The following is a 21464-nucleotide window of genomic DNA, read 5'->3' as shown; positions in this document are numbered from 1 at the left end:
TTAGTGCTCACTCCCTTCCTCGATTATTTGTTTTTCGGATCTTGATGATCGTTATTCGATGCTTTTGAAATCGAATCACGCATCGACGTATCCGCTTGGATGTTTTTGTAGTTCATGTAATCCATAATCCCGAAGTTTCCAGAACGTAAAGCTTCTGCTAACGCCATTGGTACTTCTGCTTCTGCTTCCACTACTTTTGCCTTCATTTCTTGTACGCGCGCAATCATCTCTTGCTCATTGGCAACGGCCATTGCACGACGTTCTTCAGCTTTTGCTTGTGCGATATTTTTATCCGCTTGTGCTTGCTCAATTTGTAATTCCGCACCGATGTTTTTACCGATATCAACATCTGCAATATCAATCGATAAGATTTCGAATGCTGTACCAGAGTCTAACCCTTTAGAAAGTACTGTTTGAGAAATTAAGTCTGGATTTTCTAAAACCTTCGAATGCGATTCAGAGCTACCTAAAGTTGATACAATCCCCTCACCAACACGTGCAACGATTGTATCTTCACCAGCACCACCGACTAAACGTTCGATGTTTGCACGTACTGTAATTCGTGCCTTTGCCTTTACCTCAATCCCGTTCATTGCAACACCAGAAATAAATGGTGTTTCGATTACTTTTGGATTTACCGACATTTGTACCGCTTCTAATACATCACGACCAGCTAAGTCGATTGCAGCACAACGCTCAAATGTTAATTCAATATTTGCACGATGCGCCGCGATTAATGCATTTACTACACGGTCAACATTACCACCTGCTAAATAGTGTGACTCTAATTGGTTAATAGATATTTCTAAACCTGCTTTATGCGCTTTAATTAACGGATTCACGATACGTGAAGGAATTACGCGACGTAAGCGCATTCCGATTAATGTGAAAATACTTACTCTTACACCTGCTGCCAGTGCGCTAATCCATAGTGCAACCGGAACAAATGTGAAGAAAACTGCTAAAATTAGAAAGACGATTACAATTCCGATAATTAATGAAATTGTTCCTGCATCTAAAAACATATTACTTCTCCACCTTCTCTTTAAATTTCTCGCACAACAATGCGCGAGCCTTCCACTTTTACAACTTCCACTGTTTTACCACCATCAACATAGCTACCTTCTGTTACGACATCCAGACGCTCACCATCTAGTACCACTGTACCAGAAGGACGTAATGGTGTAATAGACTTTCCTTGCTTGCCGATTAATTCAATTCGGTTTGTATTGGATACATAGCCTTCCTCTGTTGTCGTCGCATCTTTTAATACAAGGCGGTTGAACAGATGAAGTTTTTTCCCGAAGAATTTCATAAGTATCACCATTCCTATACCTGCAATTATCATTGCGATTAATATTGAATAGGCCATATGAACAAAGCTTTCCCCTGCAAAAAGTATACTTCCGATGATTAATACACCACCTATTATCCCAATAATACCCCCTGGAACAACTAACTCGGCGACAACTAAAATCAGACCAATCGCAAATAAAATCAATGATTCATAGCCCGCAAATCCGGCAACCATATGCCCAAAGAAAAACATCCCAAGTGCAGCTAGCCCCATCGTACCTGGAATACCGAAGCCAGGTGAATACAATTCAACAACTAAACCAATACTCCCAATTGAAAGTAAAATTGGTACAATAATCGGATTCGTAATTAAACGCGCTAATTTTTCAGCAAATGTTTGTTCGACTTGAACAATTTCACTATCAGCCAAATTTAATTTCTGTAGAAGGTCGTTAAAAGAGGAAACGGTTCCTTCTGAATACCCAACTTTTTCAGCCTCTTGTGCCGTTAACGTTAACAATTTACCGGCTGGCTGGTTTAGTTCTGGCAAATCGATTGTATCCACAACCATTGCTTGAGCGAATTTTGGATCTCGGTTGTTGTCCGAACTTTGTGCGGCAGCTGTCATTTCTTTTAACCAATAGCTTTCCACCTTAGCTCCAGCTGTATTACCCGATGTATCGATTGGCGCAGCAGAACCCATTGTCGCTGTAGACATCATATAAATTTGATCGGCATGTAGTGCAATATATGCGCCAGCTGAAATCGCATTCGTATTGACAAACGCTATTACAGGAATTTCCGTCGAATCAATAAGCTTCCCAATTTCAACAGCTGCATTTACAGAACCACCTGGTGTATGCATATTTAGAATAATCATATCTGCACCAGCATTTGTTGCTTCTTGAAAGCCCCGTTTTAAATATTCATGTAGCCCCATTTCAATTTCATCATTAACAGATATTTCATAAACCGTCCCTTTTGCAAAGGCAGTTATCGATGGAAATACTAAGACAAGTGACATCACCATTAGAAAAAGCCAACTAACTACTTTTGTTCGTTTAATTTTCAATCACCTCTCTTTATCATCGAATTTTATGTACATTAACTATACGGAGTAAAAAACAAAAAGTTTCAAAATATTAAAGATGTAGTTAAATTATTCAATTTTTCGGATATTCTTTCTAGACCTCTTCATTATACGTGATTTGCTTTAGCTTTATCAATTATGTCTTGATGTAATTACGATCAGATTTTTCGAGTTTACTCGAAAAACGCATTCTTTCTAATATAATACAAATACCCCGCAGTTGCCTAAAGGCAACTGCGGGGTATATCATTGATTTGCTCAATTGAATCTGAAAATTGCGTGTTATGAACGTAGGGATTTACAGGGAAATTACCACTTACGTTTACGTGCAGCTTCTGATTTCTTTTTACGTTTTACGCTAGGTTTTTCGTAGAATTCGCGCTTTCTAACTTCTTGAATTGTACCTGATTTTGATACAGTACGTTTGAAGCGACGAAGAGCATCTTCAAGCGATTCGTTTTTGCGAACGACAGTTTTTGACATCTCTCTTTCCCTCCCTCCGAACACACGTCAATACAACATTAACATCTAGCTAATGTGTACTAAAGTAGTATAACGCATAGTTCCATAAGAGTCAACAGAAACTATTACAATTAATAGTTCGAATCTGACTTTAATCCATTCATGATTGCAACACCTGATGAAGCACCAATACGAGTTGCGCCATTTTCTATCATTGATTGCATATCTTCTAAACTACGAACGCCACCAGAAGCTTTAACACCAAGGTCTGGACCTACCGTTTTACGCATTAATGCAATATCTTCCGCTGTTGCACCACCAGTTGAGAAACCAGTAGAAGTTTTTACGAAATCAGCACCTGCTTCAACTGATAATTCACAAGCTTTTACTTTTTCTTCATTCGTTAATAAGCAAGCTTCAATAATTACTTTAACAAGTGTACCATTTGCTGCATCAACTACAGCTTTAATATCGTCGCGAACTAAATCAAAGTTACCCTCTTTTAAAGCACCAATATTAATAACCATATCAATTTCGCCAGCACCGTTAGCAATAGCATCCTTTGTTTCAAAAGCCTTTACAGCTGAAGTATTAGCACCTAAAGGAAAACCAATTACAGTACATACTTTTACCTCTGTACCAGCTAATTGCTGTGAGCAAAATTTTACCCAAGTTGGATTGACACATACTGAAGCAAAGCCGTATTGTTTTGCTTCTGCACAAATTTGCTCTACTTGCTTTTGTGTAGATTCTGCCTTTAATAACGTGTGGTCAATCATTGCTGCATAGTTTTGAGTCATTTTGAATTACTCCCTTTATATTTATTTAGTTGTCCGTACCTCTATAGTTTAGCATGTTATTGTTAAGAGATAAATTATCAGACAACTCAATCTTCTTACACATAGGAACCAAAACATAATGTTTATCGTACCACTGGATAATTTCGCTGTACAAAAATTTGATTTGTTGCATAATCAATATATTTTACCTGTACGTGGATAGCCCTTCTGCTATAAATTTGATATTTTATTGCATCCTCGACAATACTCATTTCAATCATTTCCGCTGAAATATCTTGCTCATATTTAATTCGATCAACTGTAAATAACAATTCCGAAAAATCATCTTTATAATCAAATCGATAAAACGCCTCCACCTCTGGACGAACTCCTCGCCCTACCTCATAATGAAAGGCCTCAGCTGTACTTCGAAATTCAGCCATTGCCTCTAGACGCATTTCTTCATCCATAAATAGTAGCAAACGCTCATTTTTCAATTCATAATGTACTATTCGAGAAGGATCAAAATTTCTAAATTGATGAATGTTCCCAATAACACCATCTGGCACTTCTACGATAGATAATTTAGTGAATTTTTCATTCGAAAGATTTTGCTTCACTTTTTCCGCCCCCTACACACACCAATAAAGATTATTACCCTAAATTTATAAAAATAATCAAAAGAGAAAACATTTAAAATTAATTAGTTTTATACACTATTCAATACGTGCATCTCCCTTAATAAGTTAAGAATGGGGAGCCTCTTATTTTACTTTCTCGAAAAAGTAGTTTTATTAGTACAATTTGCTATTACGGACCTATGGGGATTTTCCATCGTCAACTAATAATCGAATGATTGAATAATAGATTAATACACATTAATATGCTAAAATAATGACTACGCACCATAAGTGCCAGCAACTAAATAGAAAAGGAGCATTCCCTATGCCTTATTGGTTACACAACACATTATTTGTTTTATTATTAATCGTAACATTTGGTTGCGTATCTAGCGGAATTGAGTGGAAGAAAAAACCACAACCAACTGAAAACTAACATTTACAAAGAATTTATTCAATTATTGCCTATCACAAATCATCTTTTCCAATTATTTCATTCGGAAAAGATGATTTTTTTTAAGGAATGTAATCATTTGAGGGAATCTTACCTTTTAAAATATCATTTTTTTGCATAATAAAAGCATCTCTTATAGGTTGTACCTAAAAGAGATGCCTCTAATTTTTATGATTGGATCAATTGTATAAATTACAATCGATGAGCCTTAAATTAATGATTCTGTTCTTCTAATATACGCACAAACTGCCCTTCATTGTATGGATAGCCTGCTTTTGTAATTTTTACTTTCGTTAATTGACCGATCATGTTTTCATTACCCTCGAAGACAACTTTTAAGTAGTTGGTTGTGTAACCTACATATAAATTTTCATTGTTCCCATCTTTAAAGCGTTCTTCAGGGATTACTTCTACTACTTCATTTTCAAAGCGAGAAGCATATTCTTTAGCTAATTGGTCATTTAAAGCAATTAAACGGTGAACACGTTCGTTCTTCACTTCTTCATCAATTTGGTCATCCATGCGAGCTGCTGGAGTACCTGTACGTTGCGAATATGGGAATACGTGTAATTCAGAGAATTTGTGATCACGGATAAAGTTATATGTTTCCATAAATTCTTCTTCTGTTTCACCTGGGAAGCCTACGATTACATCAGAAGTGACAGCTAAATCGGGTAAAGCAACTTTAAGTTTTTCTAAACGTTCCGCGAAAAACTCCATCGTGTATTTACGACGCATACGTTTTAATACAGTATCCGAACCCGATTGAATCGGAATGTGTAAGTGATTTACAACGATTTCTGAGTTTTGTAACACTTCGATTACTTCGTCCGTTAATTGAGATGCTTCAATAGAAGAAATACGTAAACGTTTTAATCCCTTCACTTGTGTTTCCATATCACGCAGTAATTGTGCTAGGTTATAATCTTTGAAATCTTGTCCGTAACCACCTGTATGGATTCCTGTTAAGACGATTTCTAAATAGCCTGCATCCACTAATTGCTGCGCTTGGCGAATTACTTCTTCAGGATCACGAGAACGCATTAAGCCACGCGCCCAAGGAATAATACAAAACGTACAGAAGTTGTTACAGCCTTCTTGTATTTTTAAAGATGCACGTGTGCGGTCAGTAAACGCTGGTACGTCTAACTCTTCGTATACACGATTTTTCATAATGTTACGAACTGCATTAATTGGCTTACGCTCTTCACGGTATTGGTCAATATAACCAAGCATTTTTTCACGGTCCTGTGTACCAACAACGATATCAACGCCTGGAATTGCCATAATTTCAGCCGGTGATGTTTGTGCATAACAGCCTGTTACACAAATAACCGAGTCTGGATTTTGACGAATTGCACGACGAATCACTTGGCGAGATTTTTTATCCCCTGTATTTGTTACTGTACATGTATTAATGACATAGACATCCGATTGGTGATCAAAATCAACTCGTTCATACCCTTGCTCTTTGAACAATTGCCAAATCGCTTCTGTCTCATAGTGGTTTACTTTACACCCTAATGTATGTAGAGATACGGTTTTTACTTGCTCGTAACTCATAATTTATATCATCCTTTCAAGGTTACTCTTCATTTATATATCTATTACATTTCATAGTGATTGTGCCCAAGATTGCTTTTAACTTCAATCAATTACGCCATGACGTAATTGCGTCCAGATTTTTTTTCGAGCTAGCTCGAAAAAACCCTCTAATAAATCTGTGACATCCGCCGGAGGCTTTAGCTTGACGTTCAAAATTAATCCTATTTACTAGCATTTAGACACATACTGAATAAATATCAACGTTTTTAATCATAGCATAAATCGCCAGTTAAAGCCTATTTTTTTAACTTAACCCCATGGATTACTTCATGAGCTGCATTTTTCATTCGAAATAATGACTCACTAAAATTACTGGCTTTGAAATATGAAAACATCACAACAGATGACGAAGAATTTATTCCGGCAGGCATATTAATTCTGGGGGAGAGGTTATCACATTCATATAACAGAAAATAAGATCTACCATATTACCATTACACACAATGAAAAAAACTGTCCAAAAAATAATCTCTATTTGGACAGCCTATTCTTTTTTCAACTTCTATAAACCTTTGCGGCTTAATTTTCCCCAGTCATTTTTGCCACGTAAATAATACCAAAACCCTTGAATTCGATACCAGGTTGTTAACGGTCGGAACCAAAATAACTCAGTTAATGAGTACAACATTAACTTTAAAGTATCCCGTGCGCGCGGGTATGTATTCATACCCCAAGATTCTAGCAAAATAGCAAACATCGAAATAACCGTACTATAAATTAAAAACAGTGTCGTTAATATTATTGCCGATTGCCAATAAATATTCCCCACAGCAAATGAAATAATAACGTAAACATAACCAATCAATTCAATAATTGGTCCTAAAAGTTCTACAAAAACATAATACGGTATTGAGATCATTCCAATTTGCTTATACTTCGGATTAAACAGCATCCCTCGATTCAGCATAAGGCTACTAATCAAGCCTTGATGCCAACGTCGACGCTGCGTTTGCAAATCCTTTAAATTATCCGGTGCTTCTGTCCAACAAACTGGATCGGGCACATATTCAATAGCTTTGTTAATATTATTTTTCAGCAAATAACGATGCAGACGCACAATTAACTCCATGTCCTCGCCAATGGTTTGCCTATTGTAACCTCCAACTTTTATCGCATAGTGCTTCGAGAACACACTAAATGCCCCAGATACAATTAACAACAAATTAAAACGACTTAACGCAATTCGTCCCATGTAAAAAGCACGTAAATACTCAATAATTTGCATGAGCACAACTGGATTATTTGGCAAAACCGCGTGCATAAATGTCCCATATTGAAAATTTGAACCATTGGCAATTCGCACACTTCCGCCAGCAGCTATTACATGACCATTTGAAGCAACGATCGGTTTCATAACTTGTAATAAGGATTTACCCGACAAAATTGAATCTCCATCAATTGAACAAAAATAAGGATACTGCGATACATTGATTCCCGCATTGAGCGCATCAGCTTTCCCACCATTATTTTTATCGATCAAAACAATATTATGATGGATTTTCGAACGGTAAATGGCATTAATATCTTCTGTTGGCAATTGTTTGCGCACCGTTTTAAAAACTTGCTCCATATGAAAGGCTTCAATCACATTTTGTAACGTTGAGTCTTTGGAGCCATCGTTTACAACAATGATTTCAAATTGCGGATACTCGATAGTGAGTAATGAATGGATCGTACTGACGATTCCAATTTCTTCGTTATAGGCAGGTACAATTACCGACACAGGTTTAGAATATGCATATTGTAAATTCACTGTATTCTCAATATACTTGTCCAAGCGATGCGTTTTCTTTAAATGAGAAAATGCCACTACTAACATGAGCGAATATATCCCGATGACCAAAAGCATATAAAAAATTAGAAAGACGCCAAAAATCTCATGGAGCCAATATAGCAAAAAATCTATCATTCCAATCAGCCTACTTTCAATACTTCCTGTGCCATCTCAGCAGCAAATAAATCTTCTTTTTTATCTACAATTTCTTGTAAAATTTGTTCGCCCTGCTTCATAGACATAAGTGATACCGCAGCTTGTCTACGTACAGTCCATACGCTATCAGTCATTAAAATTCGCAACAATTCATACGCTTGTGGGTCATTTGCAAAAGGTAAAATTTTCGCGAACATTAGCCTTTCTTCCCAAAACTCTGATTTTAAAAATGTACGATAGGGCTTCAAAGACGTAATCATCCCAAACGACGCAATATCCTTTAATGCACGAATTCGAATTTCTGTATAAATAGATGATAATAAGCTCTCATAAAATTGCAAAGCACTTTCACCAAAGTTCGAATTGAAACTAAAAAAGGTAAGTAATGATAAGCGTAAATCAATCGGCAGCTCTTCAAAGTTGTCTTTAAATTTTCTAATATAGTTTGGATCAATTTTTGCTAACAGCACATTGTACTCGTATTCATGAAAGTCAAACCGTGGTTGATACATATGGGCCAAAAATAAATTCGGATTATTTTTCGCGATGATTTGCAACAGTAGCATATATTCTTCAATTGATTCAGGAGTGCCTGCTTTTAATTGCTTTTCAATGATTGGCACTACAAAGCTAAAATTGAATAATAGAGCACGATGTAATACATTGATGCGCCGAACTAAATGTTTGCTTTGTAGCTGCTTCAAATAATACGATTTCATATTTAATTCTGCATAAGTGGCGATGTGATTTCGTACGTCCTCATTATTGACTGTCAACATATAGGTTACAAATAATTTATCAACTGCCTCTTTATTTGTTTTGTGCCCCGGATACTTTGTTAAAGGCGTATGATTGACTAAATAATTGTACCATTCGATTTCATGCTTTTCGAAATAATCCTTAATTTTTTTCTCTTTTCGTTGCTCTCTTTTTTTCATAAATACTAAATAAAAAAAGAGGACAGCAACAATCCCAAGCAAGACGACAATTGCCACGATCGACAATATTAATATTTGACTTGTAATCATCGTTAATACAACCTTCGTAAATAATTTTTAATTTGTTTTTCGACGATTCTTAAATTAAATGGACGAACTATATACGCATCCGCACCGTGTTCGAAACAATATAACTGTGCATCTTCGGACACTCTCGACGAACAGAATAAAATAATGTACTTTTGCTCATTTGGTAATGACCGTAAATAATCCAATACTTCTAAGCCATTTTTTTTCGGTAAAATATCATTTAAAACGACGATATGATTATGCCCACTGCGGTAAAAATCCGATTCGATAAATTGCAAGCCATCACTAAACGTTTGAATGTCTAATTGCACATTGTCCAGCGAAATATGTTGAAATAAATTAGTAAAAATTGACTGCGTAATACGGTCATTTTCAATAATACTTACTTTAATGACAACTTTTGATCTTTCTAAAAAATCATTTATTACAACAGGCTCATGTCCTTTATGTTCGTGATATAATAACGCCGATTCACTAATGGCTAAAACCTCATCTAACGAATGTACATCATTCGCAACTTCTGAAATAACTGAAACAATGGGGATATTTATACGTGCAAACACACCTTGAATTCGCTGAATAAATGATTTGGCCTCCGCAATTTTGCTAATCGTCAATAATAGCACAATATATTGGTTTTCCGATTGCATAAAAGCAAAATCCGAATTTCGTAATTGCTCTTTTAATTGCTCATAAAATTTATGATAGGAAATAGGAAACTCCTCTTTATACTCAATGAGTACAATTGAAAAGTGAATTTTCTTCCGCATAACATACGCGAGCTGTAATCCATAGAGTTGTTGTAATTGTGCGTATTCGATAATCTTTGGTTCATAACTAATCTCTACATCTATCATGCGATTCACCCTCTCATTTAGTTAGTTGGAGTAATAATATTTTGCAGTAAAGGGATATAGGTCGCCCACATAAAGTCAGATACCTCATTCGAAAAAATCTTCATTACATGCTCGCTTCCTTGCCATTTCATTAAATTATCCTTTGTATAATCTGCAAAATCTCCTGAAAAATAAAACACATTTGTTTGTTCATCCGCAGTTACTGCCGGAAATGTAAGTGGGATCCCTTGTTGTGCTAATAATTGTTGCGCCTGTTGAGAAACGGCTAATTCATATTGTGCATAGACCACTGAATCATTAATTGGAGTGACAATATCAAACCAATAGGGATATTCCGAATTATCAACTCCCGGCAAGCGTTCTTTACCTGCTGACGTCATTTTAAATGAAATTGGACCATCTAGCTCCTGTTCATCAATAATCACTACTTGATCAGATGTATGTACAAATGCAATGCCACCATGTTTAAAGGGCCATTGTTTTTGATATTGCGATTCATAATTTTGTATGAGCCAATCGGGAACTTCATCGCTCATTAAATCCTCAAAATAACGCCCTGTCCATCCTGACCATTGAACATTCAATTGCTGCTCCATCACTTGACGAACACTTGCTTCTGTTGGAGTAGCAAATGAATTATATTCCGCAATTAATGTCGTATGCGGTTGTTTGGATTTCATAATTTCATTCCATTCCTGTAGTGTCATTCCGCCATAAATTTTTTCAGAGCGGTCGCCTTCACTAAACTGCTCTAAATCATCTGAGTACACACCATAGGTATCCGCTATATAAATGATATCCATCGCTTGATGATGCTTATAGCTCGCCATTGGTTGTTGCATGTAGCTATCATAGCCGTAATAATCTACTTTTCCATCATATAGTTGCCCATTTGATTTGACGATTTTTTGATTTGTTAAAAACCATAGCAAGCCTTGATGCTCCCGATATTGTTCATTCGGAACGGTTTTGTCGATAATTAATACTTCTAATGGCGTACTGTCTTTCCATTGCCAATAGAGGCGTGGTGAAAAAACAACGAGCGCGACGACAAATATTACCACTATTTTTTTCATTTTTGCTCACTCCTATTTTTCATCTCACACCTCATGGTCAGTTACCTTACTTATTCCCTTACTTCGTCTTCTAAAAACTTTTCTTGTAATAGATAATACGATTCTTTTAAACGTTCCTTATATTCAGGTAGTCTCCAAGTTTTCCAACTATATGTTTGGAGTTGCTTTGCTTCCTTTGGGACATTTGCAACGATTTGTTTATTATTAACGAGTACAGCACCTAACTCAATCCCATCGATAATTTCTGTCTTTAACTGTTCGTTGGCATATAAATCTGATCTTACTTCTAATCGGCTAGGATCGGTCACATTTAATAATAACCAAGGAATTCGAATTTCGATAACCCCTTCTTGCTCGTTGATTTCATAATCTGCTAACGAATCATAGTCTGTGCTATTTGGATTTCCGTTTCCACGTCGTAAAATACCTGTTTCATACTTTTCAAATGGCAAAGTTATGTTACTAATCGGAATCGTTAATGATTTATTGAGCGCATAATCGATTGTATTAAACTGACCGCTATTTTTTTGTTTTGTACCTTCAAACGGGACTAATTGTATTTGTTCACTGTATAGTTTTTGGAATATATCATAATAGGCATCTACTTCAACACGTGCATTTTGATCCCCCTTAATCGTGAGGACAAATTCTGACTCCGCTAACAAAGGAATCTCATGATAGCGCGAATTGCCTTGCGCTTCTAGCGTATTCATATAAATAAGCGGATAATAGGTGTCACTAAAGTTTGTATTTTCAACATCTAACTTCATGTATAAATAACGTTCATCAGACTCCACATACATCGAAAGTTCTTCTGATTCATAAAATGGTGTAATACCATACCAATCAGTCGAATCTCCATCCACTTTCATTTTTAAGGTATCAAAGCTTAATACACCAAATTGCTGCTCATTTGTTTGCGCATTTGACCAATAAGGGCGCTCGTCTGGATTATCTAAATCCATTGTGTTCCACGTTCGCTTGAACCACTCATCTTGCCAAGTAAATACTAAGCCCCCTAATAAGCCCTCATGTAATATGTCTTCATATAAATGAACAAGTATTTCCCCTTGTTCGCGTTCGGAAATAAAACCTTGATTCCAACCAAATGGATTACGGTGCGTTAAGCCACGTGATGCAGGTATCCCAAACTCCGAAATTAATATCGGCATACGATGGGCTGCATGTAAATCCTTTAAATAGGCAGCATAGTTATTTTTTTGACCACGATGATCTGTATAATTCACATATTTTGGTGTGTAATTTAAAAAGTCAGGATAATACGGATATACATGATAGCTCGCAAATTGCCCCACTTTTTCTAAAGCTCCCTTTTCATAAATAACATTCGGATCAACAGAGACTAAATCTTCCTCATCACTTGGCTCATAAGGATGCTCTAATAAATCGGTTGTTACCCAATTTGTAAAACTAAATGGACGCATCCATTTATACGTTTGTGCTTCATAACTAGCTGTATAGTCCATTTGCTGTGCAAGCCAAATTTCAAATGGCTGTGCATCCTTTGTAGAAAAATATGTTCCATTAAATTGTGCTTGGTCTTTGTATACTTTGTTCACATTTTCTACCGCTTTTGGATACCACTCAATACCGATCATCCATCCTAAAATATACGGAGAAACATCGGCTTTATATGTACCTGATGCATGACCTGGCCGCGGCTCAATAGTAGCATTCCCATGAATAATATCAACTATATGTCGTATTTCCTGCTGGAAGTTTTCGGTTGGCTCACCGTATACATCTAACTTTTCTTCTACGGGCTCCTCATCTAACCAAACACCGTGAAATAAATAAAGCGGTTGTTCATGCGTAGTATTATATTCTAGCAACGCCTCATAAAACCCAGGCGGATGCACCGTATAAACACGAATAGCATTGGATCCCATTTCACCAATCGCCTTGAACCAATCCGCATAATCACTTTTGGTAATAGCTGCTTCCCCTGGAAACGCACCAGGCTTCGCCATTCCAATATTGACACCTTTAATTGTTATTGCTTTCCATTGCCCATTTTGCAATACTTCATACTTATCATTAGCAATACGTGCATTATACGATAACGCTTCGTATGTTTCAGGCTCTACAGATATTGCTTCAAGCTCCTTTTGTTCACGATGAGACGTTTGCTTTAATATTTGCTGTAACATTGGTTCGTAATTTTTCCAATAAAATGCATCATCTTTCGCAAATAGCTGCTGCAACCATTTATAGCCATACATCTTAGGAATTGGTAATGATTGTTTTGACTGGTACGAAAATTTACCTGCAAAATAATAATTTGTATTATGCTCTCGCGTATTTGTCGTGATAACAGCAAATGACGCAGGTAAATTTAATGCTTGTAGCTGGGCACTATCTTGTGCTGAAATGTCTGGCTCATAGGTTGCAAGCGTCTCGGAATCCACTGCTATCGCTAAATCAAACCAACCTGTGAAAACTTCAAATTGCTGAAAATCGAATATCTGCTCGCCTCTTGCAGTCGATTGAAATTGAACTGGCTTCGCACTCTTTAATACAACAGTTTCATTCGTAGACTTTTGTTGAATAACTAAGCCACTCCCACTTTCTCTAGTCGCTAAAGGCGCTTCACTTAAATCAGAGAAATATTTCGCGCGATAACCACTTTGTTCAATACCTAACTGGGCAGCCAGCTGTTCGCGAATTGTTGCTTCAGTAGCATCTGTAAAACTATTATATTCAACAATAAGTGTGCTAGGCGTAGTTTGATGTAATCTACTCTGAATTGTACGCCATGCACTACCTGTAAGACCGCCGAACAATAATTTATTCGAAGTTGTATTTTCCCAAGATAAATCACGTTCATGAATTCCCTGCAAATCAGCTAAATAAATGATATCTGCTTTATCTATTCGAAGTGGTAATTCTTTCGTCTCAATCGTTTTACGTGCATCGACTACTTTGACACCAAAATAATCTCTACCCGCCTCATAAGTATCGCCTTCTAGATCCACGACTTTATTTAATGCTAATGCCTCGTAAATACCCATTCTTTCTTTTAATTCATCATTTGTAGAGCTTACATCAAGTACAATTACATCAAGCGGAGCCTCTGTTTTTATGTAATATAGCCACCACGGAGATAAAACAACCGCAATAAAAAGTACTCCCCATATAATCTTTTTCATTTATCGGTTCTCCTTATTATTTCGTATGTAAAGATAACTCAAATATATATTATTGCACAATCTCATTTGAAACTAGAGGTAATATTCCTCGAATAAGTAAATTTAATGTATGAATAACAATAATTATTCCCCATTTAAAGAAAGGCATTTTGTCCTATACGCTTAAAAAAATCATTAATTCCTGTCTTGTCTTGTTCGTCGTTCAAAAAAAGAAGAGCGCCGTAGATGTTTCTCACGGTCACTCTCATTATACCTCATTATTCAAACTCATAGGAAATCGCGGCTAATGCATAAAACGGAGCGGTTTCTGCACGTAAAATACGTGGTCCTAGTGACATTGTTTGTGCTCCTGCCTCAAGCATTGCAGTTGATTCTTGACGTGAAATTCCACCTTCTGGACCAAAAATACATAAGATTCTCAGCTCTTGAGAAGTATCTAATACCTGTAACTTTTGCTTAAAGCTTGTACGTTCAGCTAATTTTGCATCTTCTTCATCGGCAATAAATACTGCGTCATAGTTAACGAAAGTTTGCACCAGCTGCTTAAAGCTTACGGGCTGAATGATTTCAGGTAAATGTGTACGATGAGATTGCTCTGCTGCCTCTTGCGCAATTTTCTGTAAGCGTTCTTGGTTTTTTTTCGCTTTTTTATCATCCCATTTTACGATTGAACGCTCTGCCGCAAAAGGAACTAATGCATGCATGCCTAATTCAGTTGCTTTTTGTGCTATTAGTTCAAGCTTATCGCCCTTTGGTAACCCGCAAGCAATATCGACCTTTACTGGCATTTCAGGAGAGGGAATTGTTCGCCCTGTTTTTTTTGCTGTAACTTCTTGGTCGATTGCTGTAATTTCGCATATGTTTGCTGTATTGTCATGAACGATAATGATTTCATCGCCAACGGACATACGCATCACTTTGCTAATATGCCTTGCATTTTCACCCGAAATAATAAATTCATTTTGCTCATTGTTTTGCTGCTCTACAAAATATCGTTGCATTAGTTTGTCATTCTCCTTTATACAAAAGCAACAGCTGTATAAAACAGCTGTTGCTAGAGTTTATCCCGCATTAAGAGACAGTTAAGTGGTGGATGAGAATCTCCCCACCAAGCATTGTTTCACTTTATGGACGGCGAGAAATAATCGCTACCCAGTCTTCCATCATTAATATTTCTTCAATAACAAAGCCTGAAGCTTTTAATGCTGCTTTAACATCGTCTTTTTTCGCGCCAATAATACCAGATGTAACATAAACGCCACCTGGTTTTACGATTGAAAACGCATCGTCCGTAAATGACATAATGATTTCTGCTAATATATTCGCTACGACAACATCTGCTGGTTCTTTTACCGTATCCAATAAGTTACCGTGGAATACTTCTACGATTGATTCCATTTTGTTTAGCTCAACGTTTTCACGTGCTGCTGTAACGGCCACCTCATCTAAATCTAAAGCATGTACGCTTTTTGCACCAAGCATCGCTGCACCAATTGACAGTACACCTGAACCCGTACCAACGTCAATTACTGTGTTCCCCTCATTTACGACCTTTTCAAGTCCTTGTAAACACATCACCGTCGTTGGGTGCGTACCTGTACCGAATGCCATACCTGGGTCAAGTTCGATAATCAGTTCATCTGTTGAAACAGGCTCATAGTCTTCCCATGTCGGCACAATTGTAAATCTTTCAGAAATTTTTACAGGATGGTAATATTGCTTCCACGCTGTAGACCAATCTTCATCATCTACTTCACACATTGTCAGAATGTTTTCACCGATATTAATATCAAAGTTCACAAGGTTGGCAATTGCAAGCTTAATTTCTTCGATTGTCTCCGATAGGAAGCTAGACGCTGATAAATACGCTTTAACAACTACACCTGTTTTTGGGAAGTCCTCTGGATTTAGTGCATAAATCTCACCAAATTTATCGATTCTTTCTTTATCTAATTCTTTTGAATCTTCAATAACTACACCGCTAGCTCCGGCTTCATGTAAAATGTTCGTCACAGCATCAACAGCTTCATGCGTTGTTAAAATCGAAAGTTCTGTCCATTTCACTTGCAATCTCCCCTTTTAGTCACCTTTTATTTTTTTCTTGATTTTATCGAAAAGTGAGCTTCCATGTTCTTCAGGAATGTCGCCACTAATTTCTGCGAATTCACGTAATAATTGTTTTTGCTTTTCTGTTAGCTTTTTCGGAATGACTACTTTCACCACTACATACTGGTTACCTAGACCGTAGCCATGTACGTTTTTAACCCCTTTATCTTTCAAACGGAATTGTGCTCCTGATTGTGTACCTGCTGGAATTTTCAGCTTCACTTTCCCGTGAATTGTTGGGACTTCAATTTCATCTCCTAATGCAGCTTGTGAGAATGTTAAATTTAACTCATATAAAATATCGTCACCGTCACGTTCGAAGTATTCATGCTTACGAACAGAGAAAATAATGTATAAATCACCAGCTGGGCCATTGTTAAAGCCGGCTTCACCTTGACCTGCTACACGTAATTGTTGACCGTCATCCACACCTGCAGGAATTGTGATTTTAATTTTTTTCTTTTTCGTTACACTACCTGCACCACGACAAGATGTACATTTTTCAACGATGATTTTACCTGCACCACGACAACTTGGACATGTGCGTTTATTCATCATACGACCAAATGGCGTATCCACCGCTTGGTTAATTTGACCTGCTCCATTACATTGTGAACAAGCTTGTGGTTGTGTACCAGGTTTTGCACCTGAACCGTGACACGTATCACATGTTTCTTCTTTTGGAATTTCAATTTCTGTTTCTTTACCGAATACCGCTTCCTCAAACGTGATGTTCATACGGAATTGTAGGTCATCGCCTTTGCGAGGTGCGTTTGGATCTTGGCGTCGTCCACCACCGAAGAATGAACTGAAAATGTCCTCGAAGCCACCGAAACCACCGCCGCCTCCGAAGCCACCACCACCAAAGCCAGCATTTGGATCTTCATGGCCGAATTGGTCGTAGCGTGCACGTTTTTGGTCGTCTGAAAGCACTTCGTATGCTTCTGCTACTTCTTTGAATTTTTCGTCTGCGCCTTCTTCTTTGTTTACGTCAGGGTGATATTGTTTTGATAATTTACGATACGCTTTTTTAATTTCGTCTTTGCTGGCACCCTTACTAATGCCTAGCACTTCATAGTAATCGCGCTTACTCATATTCCACTCTCCGCTCTATTTACATAACGTCTATTTTAACATGTTAAAAAAATGATGTATACCATTTGATACATCATATTTTATCAATTACACCTCGGCTAACTTTTGTTCAGATTTTTTCGAAATTAAAAGAAAAAATCCTCTAAAAATCTGTGACATCCGCCGGGGCTCTAACTTACTTCTTCTGAAGCAAGTTAAAAATTAAAAGCCAAAGCCGCGAGCGGTCTTTGGCTTTCAATTAAATATGTGTACGTTGATTATTTATCGTCTTTTACTTCTTCAAAATCAGCGTCTACGATACTGTCGTCTTTTTTACTAGCGTCAGCTTGACCATCGAAGCCTTCAGCTCCACCACTAGCTGCTTGTTGTGCAGCCGCAGCTTGCTCATAAACTTTCATTACTAATGGTTGTAATACGCCTTCTAATTTTTCTTTAGCAGCTTTGATGCCTTCTAACTCACCAGCTTCTAAAGCAGCTTTTAACTCATCACGTGCGTCTTCAACAGATTTTTTCTCATCTTCTGAAATTTGCTCGCCTAAGTCTGTAATTGTTTTGTCCACTTGGAACACTAATTGGTCTGCTTCGTTGCGAAGATCAACCTCTTCTTTACGTTTTGCATCGGCTTCAGCATTTGCTTCTGCATCTTTCACCATGCGTTCGATTTCTTCTTCTGTTAAACCAGAATCAGATTGAATCACGATTGTTTGCTCTTTTTGAGTACCTAAGTCTTTAGCTTTTACTGATACAATACCGTTCGCATCAATGTCGAATGTTACTTCGATTTGTGGAATACCACGTGGTGCTGCTGGTATATCAGATAATTGGAAGCGACCTAATGTTTTGTTGTCTGCAGCCATTGAACGCTCACCTTGTAATACGTGAATGTCTACTGCTGGTTGGTTATCTGCAGCTGTTGAGAACACTTGAGATTTAGACGTTGGAATCGTTGTGTTACGGTCGATTAATTTTGTCATAACACCGCCCATTGTTTCGATACCTAATGATAATGGTGTTACGTCTAATAATAACACGCCTTGTACGTCACCAGCTAATACTCCACCTTGTACAGCAGCACCCATTGCTACTACTTCGTCTGGGTTTACGCCTTTGTATGCCTCGTGACCAGTTGCTTTTTTGATTGCTTCTACTACTGCAGGAATACGAGTAGAACCACCTACTAAGATTACTTTATCTAATTCTGAAGCAGAAAGACCTGCATCTGATAATGCTTGGCGAGTTGGTACGATTGTACGCTCTACTAAGTCATGTGTTAACTCATCGAATTTTGCACGAGTTAAGTTGATTTCTAAGTGTAATGGACCTTCAGCGCCAGCTGTGATGAATGGTAATGAAATTTGTGCAGCAGTTACACCTGATAAGTCTTTTTTCGCTTTTTCAGCTGCATCTTTTAAGCGTTGCATTGCCATTTTATCTTTTGATAAATCAACACCGTTTTCTTTTTTGAATTCAGCTACTAAGTATTCGATGATTTTGTCGTCAAAGTTATCGCCACCAAGCTTGTTGTCACCTGCTGTTGCTAATACTTCGAATACACCGTCAGCTAACTCAAGAATCGAAACGTCGAATGTACCGCCACCTAAGTCGAACACTAAGATTTTTTGGTCAACATCTTGTTGATCTAAACCGTAAGCAAGTGCAGCAGCTGTTGGTTCGTTGATAATACGTTCTACTTCTAAACCAGCAATCTTACCAGCGTCTTTTGTTGCTTGACGTTGTGCATCGTTGAAGTAAGCAGGAACTGTAATAACAGCTTTTGTTACTTTTTCACCTAAGTAATCTTCTGCATAACCTTTTAAGTATTGTAAAATCATTGCCGAAATTTCTTGTGGAGTGTAATCAGTGCCATCTACAGTTACTTTATCATTTGTACCCATTTTAGATTTGATTGAGATGATTGTGTTTGGGTTTGTAACTGCTTGGCGTTTTGCTACTTCACCAACTTGTTTTTCACCATTTTTGAAAGCTACAACAGATGGCGTTGTACGGTTACCTTCTGGGTTTGGAATTACTTTAGGCTCGCCGCCTTCTAATACTGATACGCAAGAGTTTGTTGTACCTAAGTCAATACCGATAATTTTGCTCATAATTCGTTTTCCTCCTATTATTAAAACACTACTGTGTTTATTTACAATTTATATTCAAATGTTGCCATACTTTGCTCTAAGCATGGCAAAGAATTTTATTCATTCACCGAAACCATTGATGGTCTTAGGACGCGGTCTTTTAGCTTGTAGCCTTTTTGTAGCTCACGTAATACTGTACCCGCTTCTTTTTCGCTATCTTGTTCTTGCATTACTGCTTGGTGGAAGTTTGGATCAAATGCTTCCCCTTCTGCTGCGATTAATTCTAAGCCTTCTTTTTCGGTAGCAGCAAGTAGTTGTTGGTAGACCATTTCTACACCTTTAAATAATGAAGTCGCTTCTTCTGATGTTACTTCTACTTGTAAAGCGCGATCTAAGTTATCTAATACTGGTAAAAGCTCTGTTAACAAACTTTGTGCGCGATATTTTTCTGATGCTTCACGGTCTAAACGATTGCGACGAGATAAGTTATCGTAGTCAGCGCGTAAACGTAAGTATTTCGCTTCTTCTTCTGCTATTTTTGTTTCTAAATCAGCAATTTTTAATTCGTTTTCATCTACAACAATTTCTTCTACTACTTCTGTTTCTGTAGTTGTTTCTTGTTGCAATTCTTCTGGTGTCTTTGTAGTTTCTGTCACTTCTTTTCCTCCTCGGATCTACATCATTTTTTCTGTTCGAAAAAGGCCTGTGATAAACTGTTGCGCATCACGTCAAGTAACGTCACTACACGGCGATAATCCATGCGTGTTGGACCGATAATGGCTATCGCTCCTTGCTGTTCTTGACCAACTAAAAACGAAGCGGTAATGACGCTACAATTTTCCATAGCCAAATGATTATTTTCTGAGCCTATGCGAATTTGAATACCCAGATTGTTACTAATACGATAGTCTTGTGGATCAAATAAAGATTGCACTTGGCTGTCTTTATCCATTAAATCCATCAACATGCGCATTTTATTCAAATCATGGAATTCAGGCTGATTTAACATGTTCGTTTTACCACCATAATACACTTTGTTTTCCGATTGACCTGATGAAATGGATAGCAATGAGCGTACAACGGATTCCGATGCATTCACATGCTGTTTCAAGACAGACAATGCCTCTGTTTGAAGCTTTATTGGCAATTCAAATAACGGAATCCCTACTAAGCGTTCATTTAAAATGTTCACGGTCTTTTCAATGTCTACTGGGCTAAAACCAGGTGGTAATGTTAATGTGCGATTTTCTACATGTCCGTTATCTGTCACTATAATGGCAACCGCAGTTTGTTCGGTTAATGGAACAATTTGAAATTTCTTTACACGGTGCTTAGCAACATCTGGGCCAAGCAAAATCGTTGTATAGGTTGTTAGTTCTGATAAAATATTGGCCGATTCTTTAATTAGTTGTTCGGCCTCTAACATTTGTTTTTCAAATAGTGAGTGGATTTGTTCAACTTCCCCAGATGTAATAATCTGAGGCTGTAATAAATGGTCTACGTAATAACGGTAGCCCTTTTCTGATGGAACTCGTCCTGAAGAAGTGTGCGTTTTTTCTAAAAAGCCTAATTCCTCTAAATCTGCCATCTCATTACGAATCGTAGCTGCACTATACGTAATGCCATCCTTTTTAGATAATTGACGCGAACCAACAGGCTGAGCAGACATCACAAAATCATCTACAATCACTTGCAATATTTGTAACTGCCGATTTGTTAACATCTTTTTCACCTCTGTTAGCACTCGTTCAAATGGAGTGCTAATATATTATATAAATTAACAAATCCCTAAATTGATGTCAACGAAATCGC

At 37.3% G+C, this 21464-nt stretch carries 17 protein-coding genes; all 17 read right to left on the bottom strand.

The genetic code is table 11. The features are described from left to right. Positions 1-23 precede the first annotated feature (23 nt). The 17 genes from floA to hrcA all read right to left on the bottom strand — a co-directional run bounded on the left by floA (position 24) and on the right by hrcA (position 21375). The gene (floA, locus tag O7776_RS05235) at positions 24-1025 is read right to left on the bottom strand and encodes a flotillin-like protein FloA (protein WP_274309562.1); all 1002 of its coding nucleotides are present in this window, start codon (positions 1023-1025) and stop codon (positions 24-26) included. A gap of 20 nt (positions 1026-1045) precedes the next feature. After that, positions 1046-2362 carry an NfeD family protein gene (locus O7776_RS05230; RefSeq protein WP_274310445.1) on the bottom strand — a complete coding sequence of 439 codons (1317 nt, stop codon included), beginning with the start codon at positions 2360-2362 and terminating at the stop codon, positions 1046-1048. Between the two features lie 333 nt (positions 2363-2695). Further along, positions 2696-2869, bottom strand: a complete 174-nt coding sequence (rpsU, locus tag O7776_RS05225) for a 30S ribosomal protein S21 (protein WP_004227078.1) — start codon at positions 2867-2869, stop codon at positions 2696-2698. Between the two features lie 110 nt (positions 2870-2979). After that, positions 2980-3648 (bottom strand): deoxyribose-phosphate aldolase, encoded by a 669-nt coding sequence (gene deoC, locus O7776_RS05220; protein ID WP_274309561.1) that lies wholly within the window; start codon positions 3646-3648, stop codon positions 2980-2982. A 122-nt stretch (positions 3649-3770) separates the two neighbouring features. After that, a complete protein-coding gene (locus O7776_RS05215; protein WP_274309560.1) occupies positions 3771-4247 on the bottom strand; it encodes a hypothetical protein in 477 nt (158 codons plus the stop codon). A 667-nt stretch (positions 4248-4914) separates the two neighbouring features. Then, positions 4915-6264: a tRNA (N(6)-L-threonylcarbamoyladenosine(37)-C(2))-methylthiotransferase MtaB gene (gene mtaB, locus O7776_RS05210; RefSeq protein ID WP_274309559.1), complete on the bottom strand. Its 1350-nt coding sequence runs from the start codon at positions 6262-6264 to the stop codon at positions 4915-4917. A 544-nt stretch (positions 6265-6808) separates the two neighbouring features. Continuing rightward, positions 6809-8215: a glycosyltransferase family 2 protein gene (locus tag O7776_RS05205; RefSeq protein WP_420802150.1), complete on the bottom strand. Its 1407-nt coding sequence runs from the start codon at positions 8213-8215 to the stop codon at positions 6809-6811. A gap of 5 nt (positions 8216-8220) precedes the next feature. Next, on the bottom strand, positions 8221-9264 hold the full coding sequence (locus O7776_RS05200; RefSeq protein ID WP_274309557.1) for a HEAT repeat domain-containing protein: 1044 nt from the start codon (positions 9262-9264) through the stop codon (positions 8221-8223). A gap of 2 nt (positions 9265-9266) precedes the next feature. Further along, complete coding sequence (locus O7776_RS05195) at positions 9267-10121, bottom strand: response regulator transcription factor (protein WP_274309556.1); 855 nt, start codon at positions 10119-10121, stop codon at positions 9267-9269. Between the two features lie 17 nt (positions 10122-10138). Then, positions 10139-11197 carry a hypothetical protein gene (locus O7776_RS05190; protein ID WP_274309555.1) on the bottom strand — a complete coding sequence of 353 codons (1059 nt, stop codon included), beginning with the start codon at positions 11195-11197 and terminating at the stop codon, positions 10139-10141. A 50-nt stretch (positions 11198-11247) separates the two neighbouring features. Continuing rightward, positions 11248-14367 (bottom strand): glycoside hydrolase family 113 protein, encoded by a 3120-nt coding sequence (locus O7776_RS05185; RefSeq protein ID WP_274309554.1) that lies wholly within the window; start codon positions 14365-14367, stop codon positions 11248-11250. 257 nt (positions 14368-14624) lie between these two features. After that, positions 14625-15368, bottom strand: coding sequence for a 16S rRNA (uracil(1498)-N(3))-methyltransferase (locus O7776_RS05180; protein ID WP_274309553.1), 744 nt, complete (start codon positions 15366-15368; stop codon positions 14625-14627). Between the two features lie 124 nt (positions 15369-15492). Next, on the bottom strand, positions 15493-16431 hold the full coding sequence (prmA, locus tag O7776_RS05175) for a 50S ribosomal protein L11 methyltransferase (RefSeq protein ID WP_241368094.1): 939 nt from the start codon (positions 16429-16431) through the stop codon (positions 15493-15495). Between the two features lie 15 nt (positions 16432-16446). Beyond that, a complete protein-coding gene (gene dnaJ / locus O7776_RS05170; RefSeq protein ID WP_274309552.1) occupies positions 16447-17568 on the bottom strand; it encodes a molecular chaperone DnaJ in 1122 nt (373 codons plus the stop codon). A 257-nt stretch (positions 17569-17825) separates the two neighbouring features. After that, positions 17826-19673 carry a molecular chaperone DnaK gene (gene dnaK / locus O7776_RS05165; RefSeq protein WP_274309551.1) on the bottom strand — a complete coding sequence of 616 codons (1848 nt, stop codon included), beginning with the start codon at positions 19671-19673 and terminating at the stop codon, positions 17826-17828. A gap of 95 nt (positions 19674-19768) precedes the next feature. After that, entirely contained in the window at positions 19769-20308 is a 540-nt protein-coding gene (gene grpE, locus O7776_RS05160; RefSeq protein ID WP_274309550.1) for a nucleotide exchange factor GrpE, read from the bottom strand. A gap of 23 nt (positions 20309-20331) precedes the next feature. Further along, positions 20332-21375: a heat-inducible transcriptional repressor HrcA gene (gene hrcA, locus O7776_RS05155; protein ID WP_274309549.1), complete on the bottom strand. Its 1044-nt coding sequence runs from the start codon at positions 21373-21375 to the stop codon at positions 20332-20334. Positions 21376-21464 lie beyond the last annotated feature (89 nt).

Source organism: Solibacillus daqui (assembly GCF_028747805.1).
Lineage (GTDB): Bacteria > Bacillota > Bacilli > Bacillales_A > Planococcaceae > Solibacillus > Solibacillus daqui.
Note: the sequence above shows the minus strand (reverse complement) of the source record. Positions and strands in the feature narration are given on the sequence as shown.

Coding starts and splice junctions, on each gene's coding strand:
- hrcA (WP_274309549.1), bottom strand. CDS start 21,375: ATGTTAACAAATCGGCAGTTACAAATATTGCAAGTGATTGTAGATGAT.
- O7776_RS05180 (WP_274309553.1), bottom strand. CDS start 15,368: ATGCAACGATATTTTGTAGAGCAGCAAAACAATGAGCAAAATGAATTT.
- mtaB (WP_274309559.1), bottom strand. CDS start 6,264: ATGAGTTACGAGCAAGTAAAAACCGTATCTCTACATACATTAGGGTGT.
- rpsU (WP_004227078.1), bottom strand. CDS start 2,869: ATGTCAAAAACTGTCGTTCGCAAAAACGAATCGCTTGAAGATGCTCTT.
- O7776_RS05200 (WP_274309557.1), bottom strand. CDS start 9,264: ATGATTACAAGTCAAATATTAATATTGTCGATCGTGGCAATTGTCGTC.
- dnaK (WP_274309551.1), bottom strand. CDS start 19,673: ATGAGCAAAATTATCGGTATTGACTTAGGTACAACAAACTCTTGCGTA.
- O7776_RS05185 (WP_274309554.1), bottom strand. CDS start 14,367: ATGAAAAAGATTATATGGGGAGTACTTTTTATTGCGGTTGTTTTATCT.
- dnaJ (WP_274309552.1), bottom strand. CDS start 17,568: ATGAGTAAGCGCGATTACTATGAAGTGCTAGGCATTAGTAAGGGTGCC.
- floA (WP_274309562.1), bottom strand. CDS start 1,025: ATGTTTTTAGATGCAGGAACAATTTCATTAATTATCGGAATTGTAATC.
- O7776_RS05205 (WP_420802150.1), bottom strand. CDS start 8,215: ATGATAGATTTTTTGCTATATTGGCTCCATGAGATTTTTGGCGTCTTT.
- deoC (WP_274309561.1), bottom strand. CDS start 3,648: ATGACTCAAAACTATGCAGCAATGATTGACCACACGTTATTAAAGGCA.
- O7776_RS05190 (WP_274309555.1), bottom strand. CDS start 11,197: ATGAAAAAAATAGTGGTAATATTTGTCGTCGCGCTCGTTGTTTTTTCA.
- O7776_RS05195 (WP_274309556.1), bottom strand. CDS start 10,121: ATGATAGATGTAGAGATTAGTTATGAACCAAAGATTATCGAATACGCA.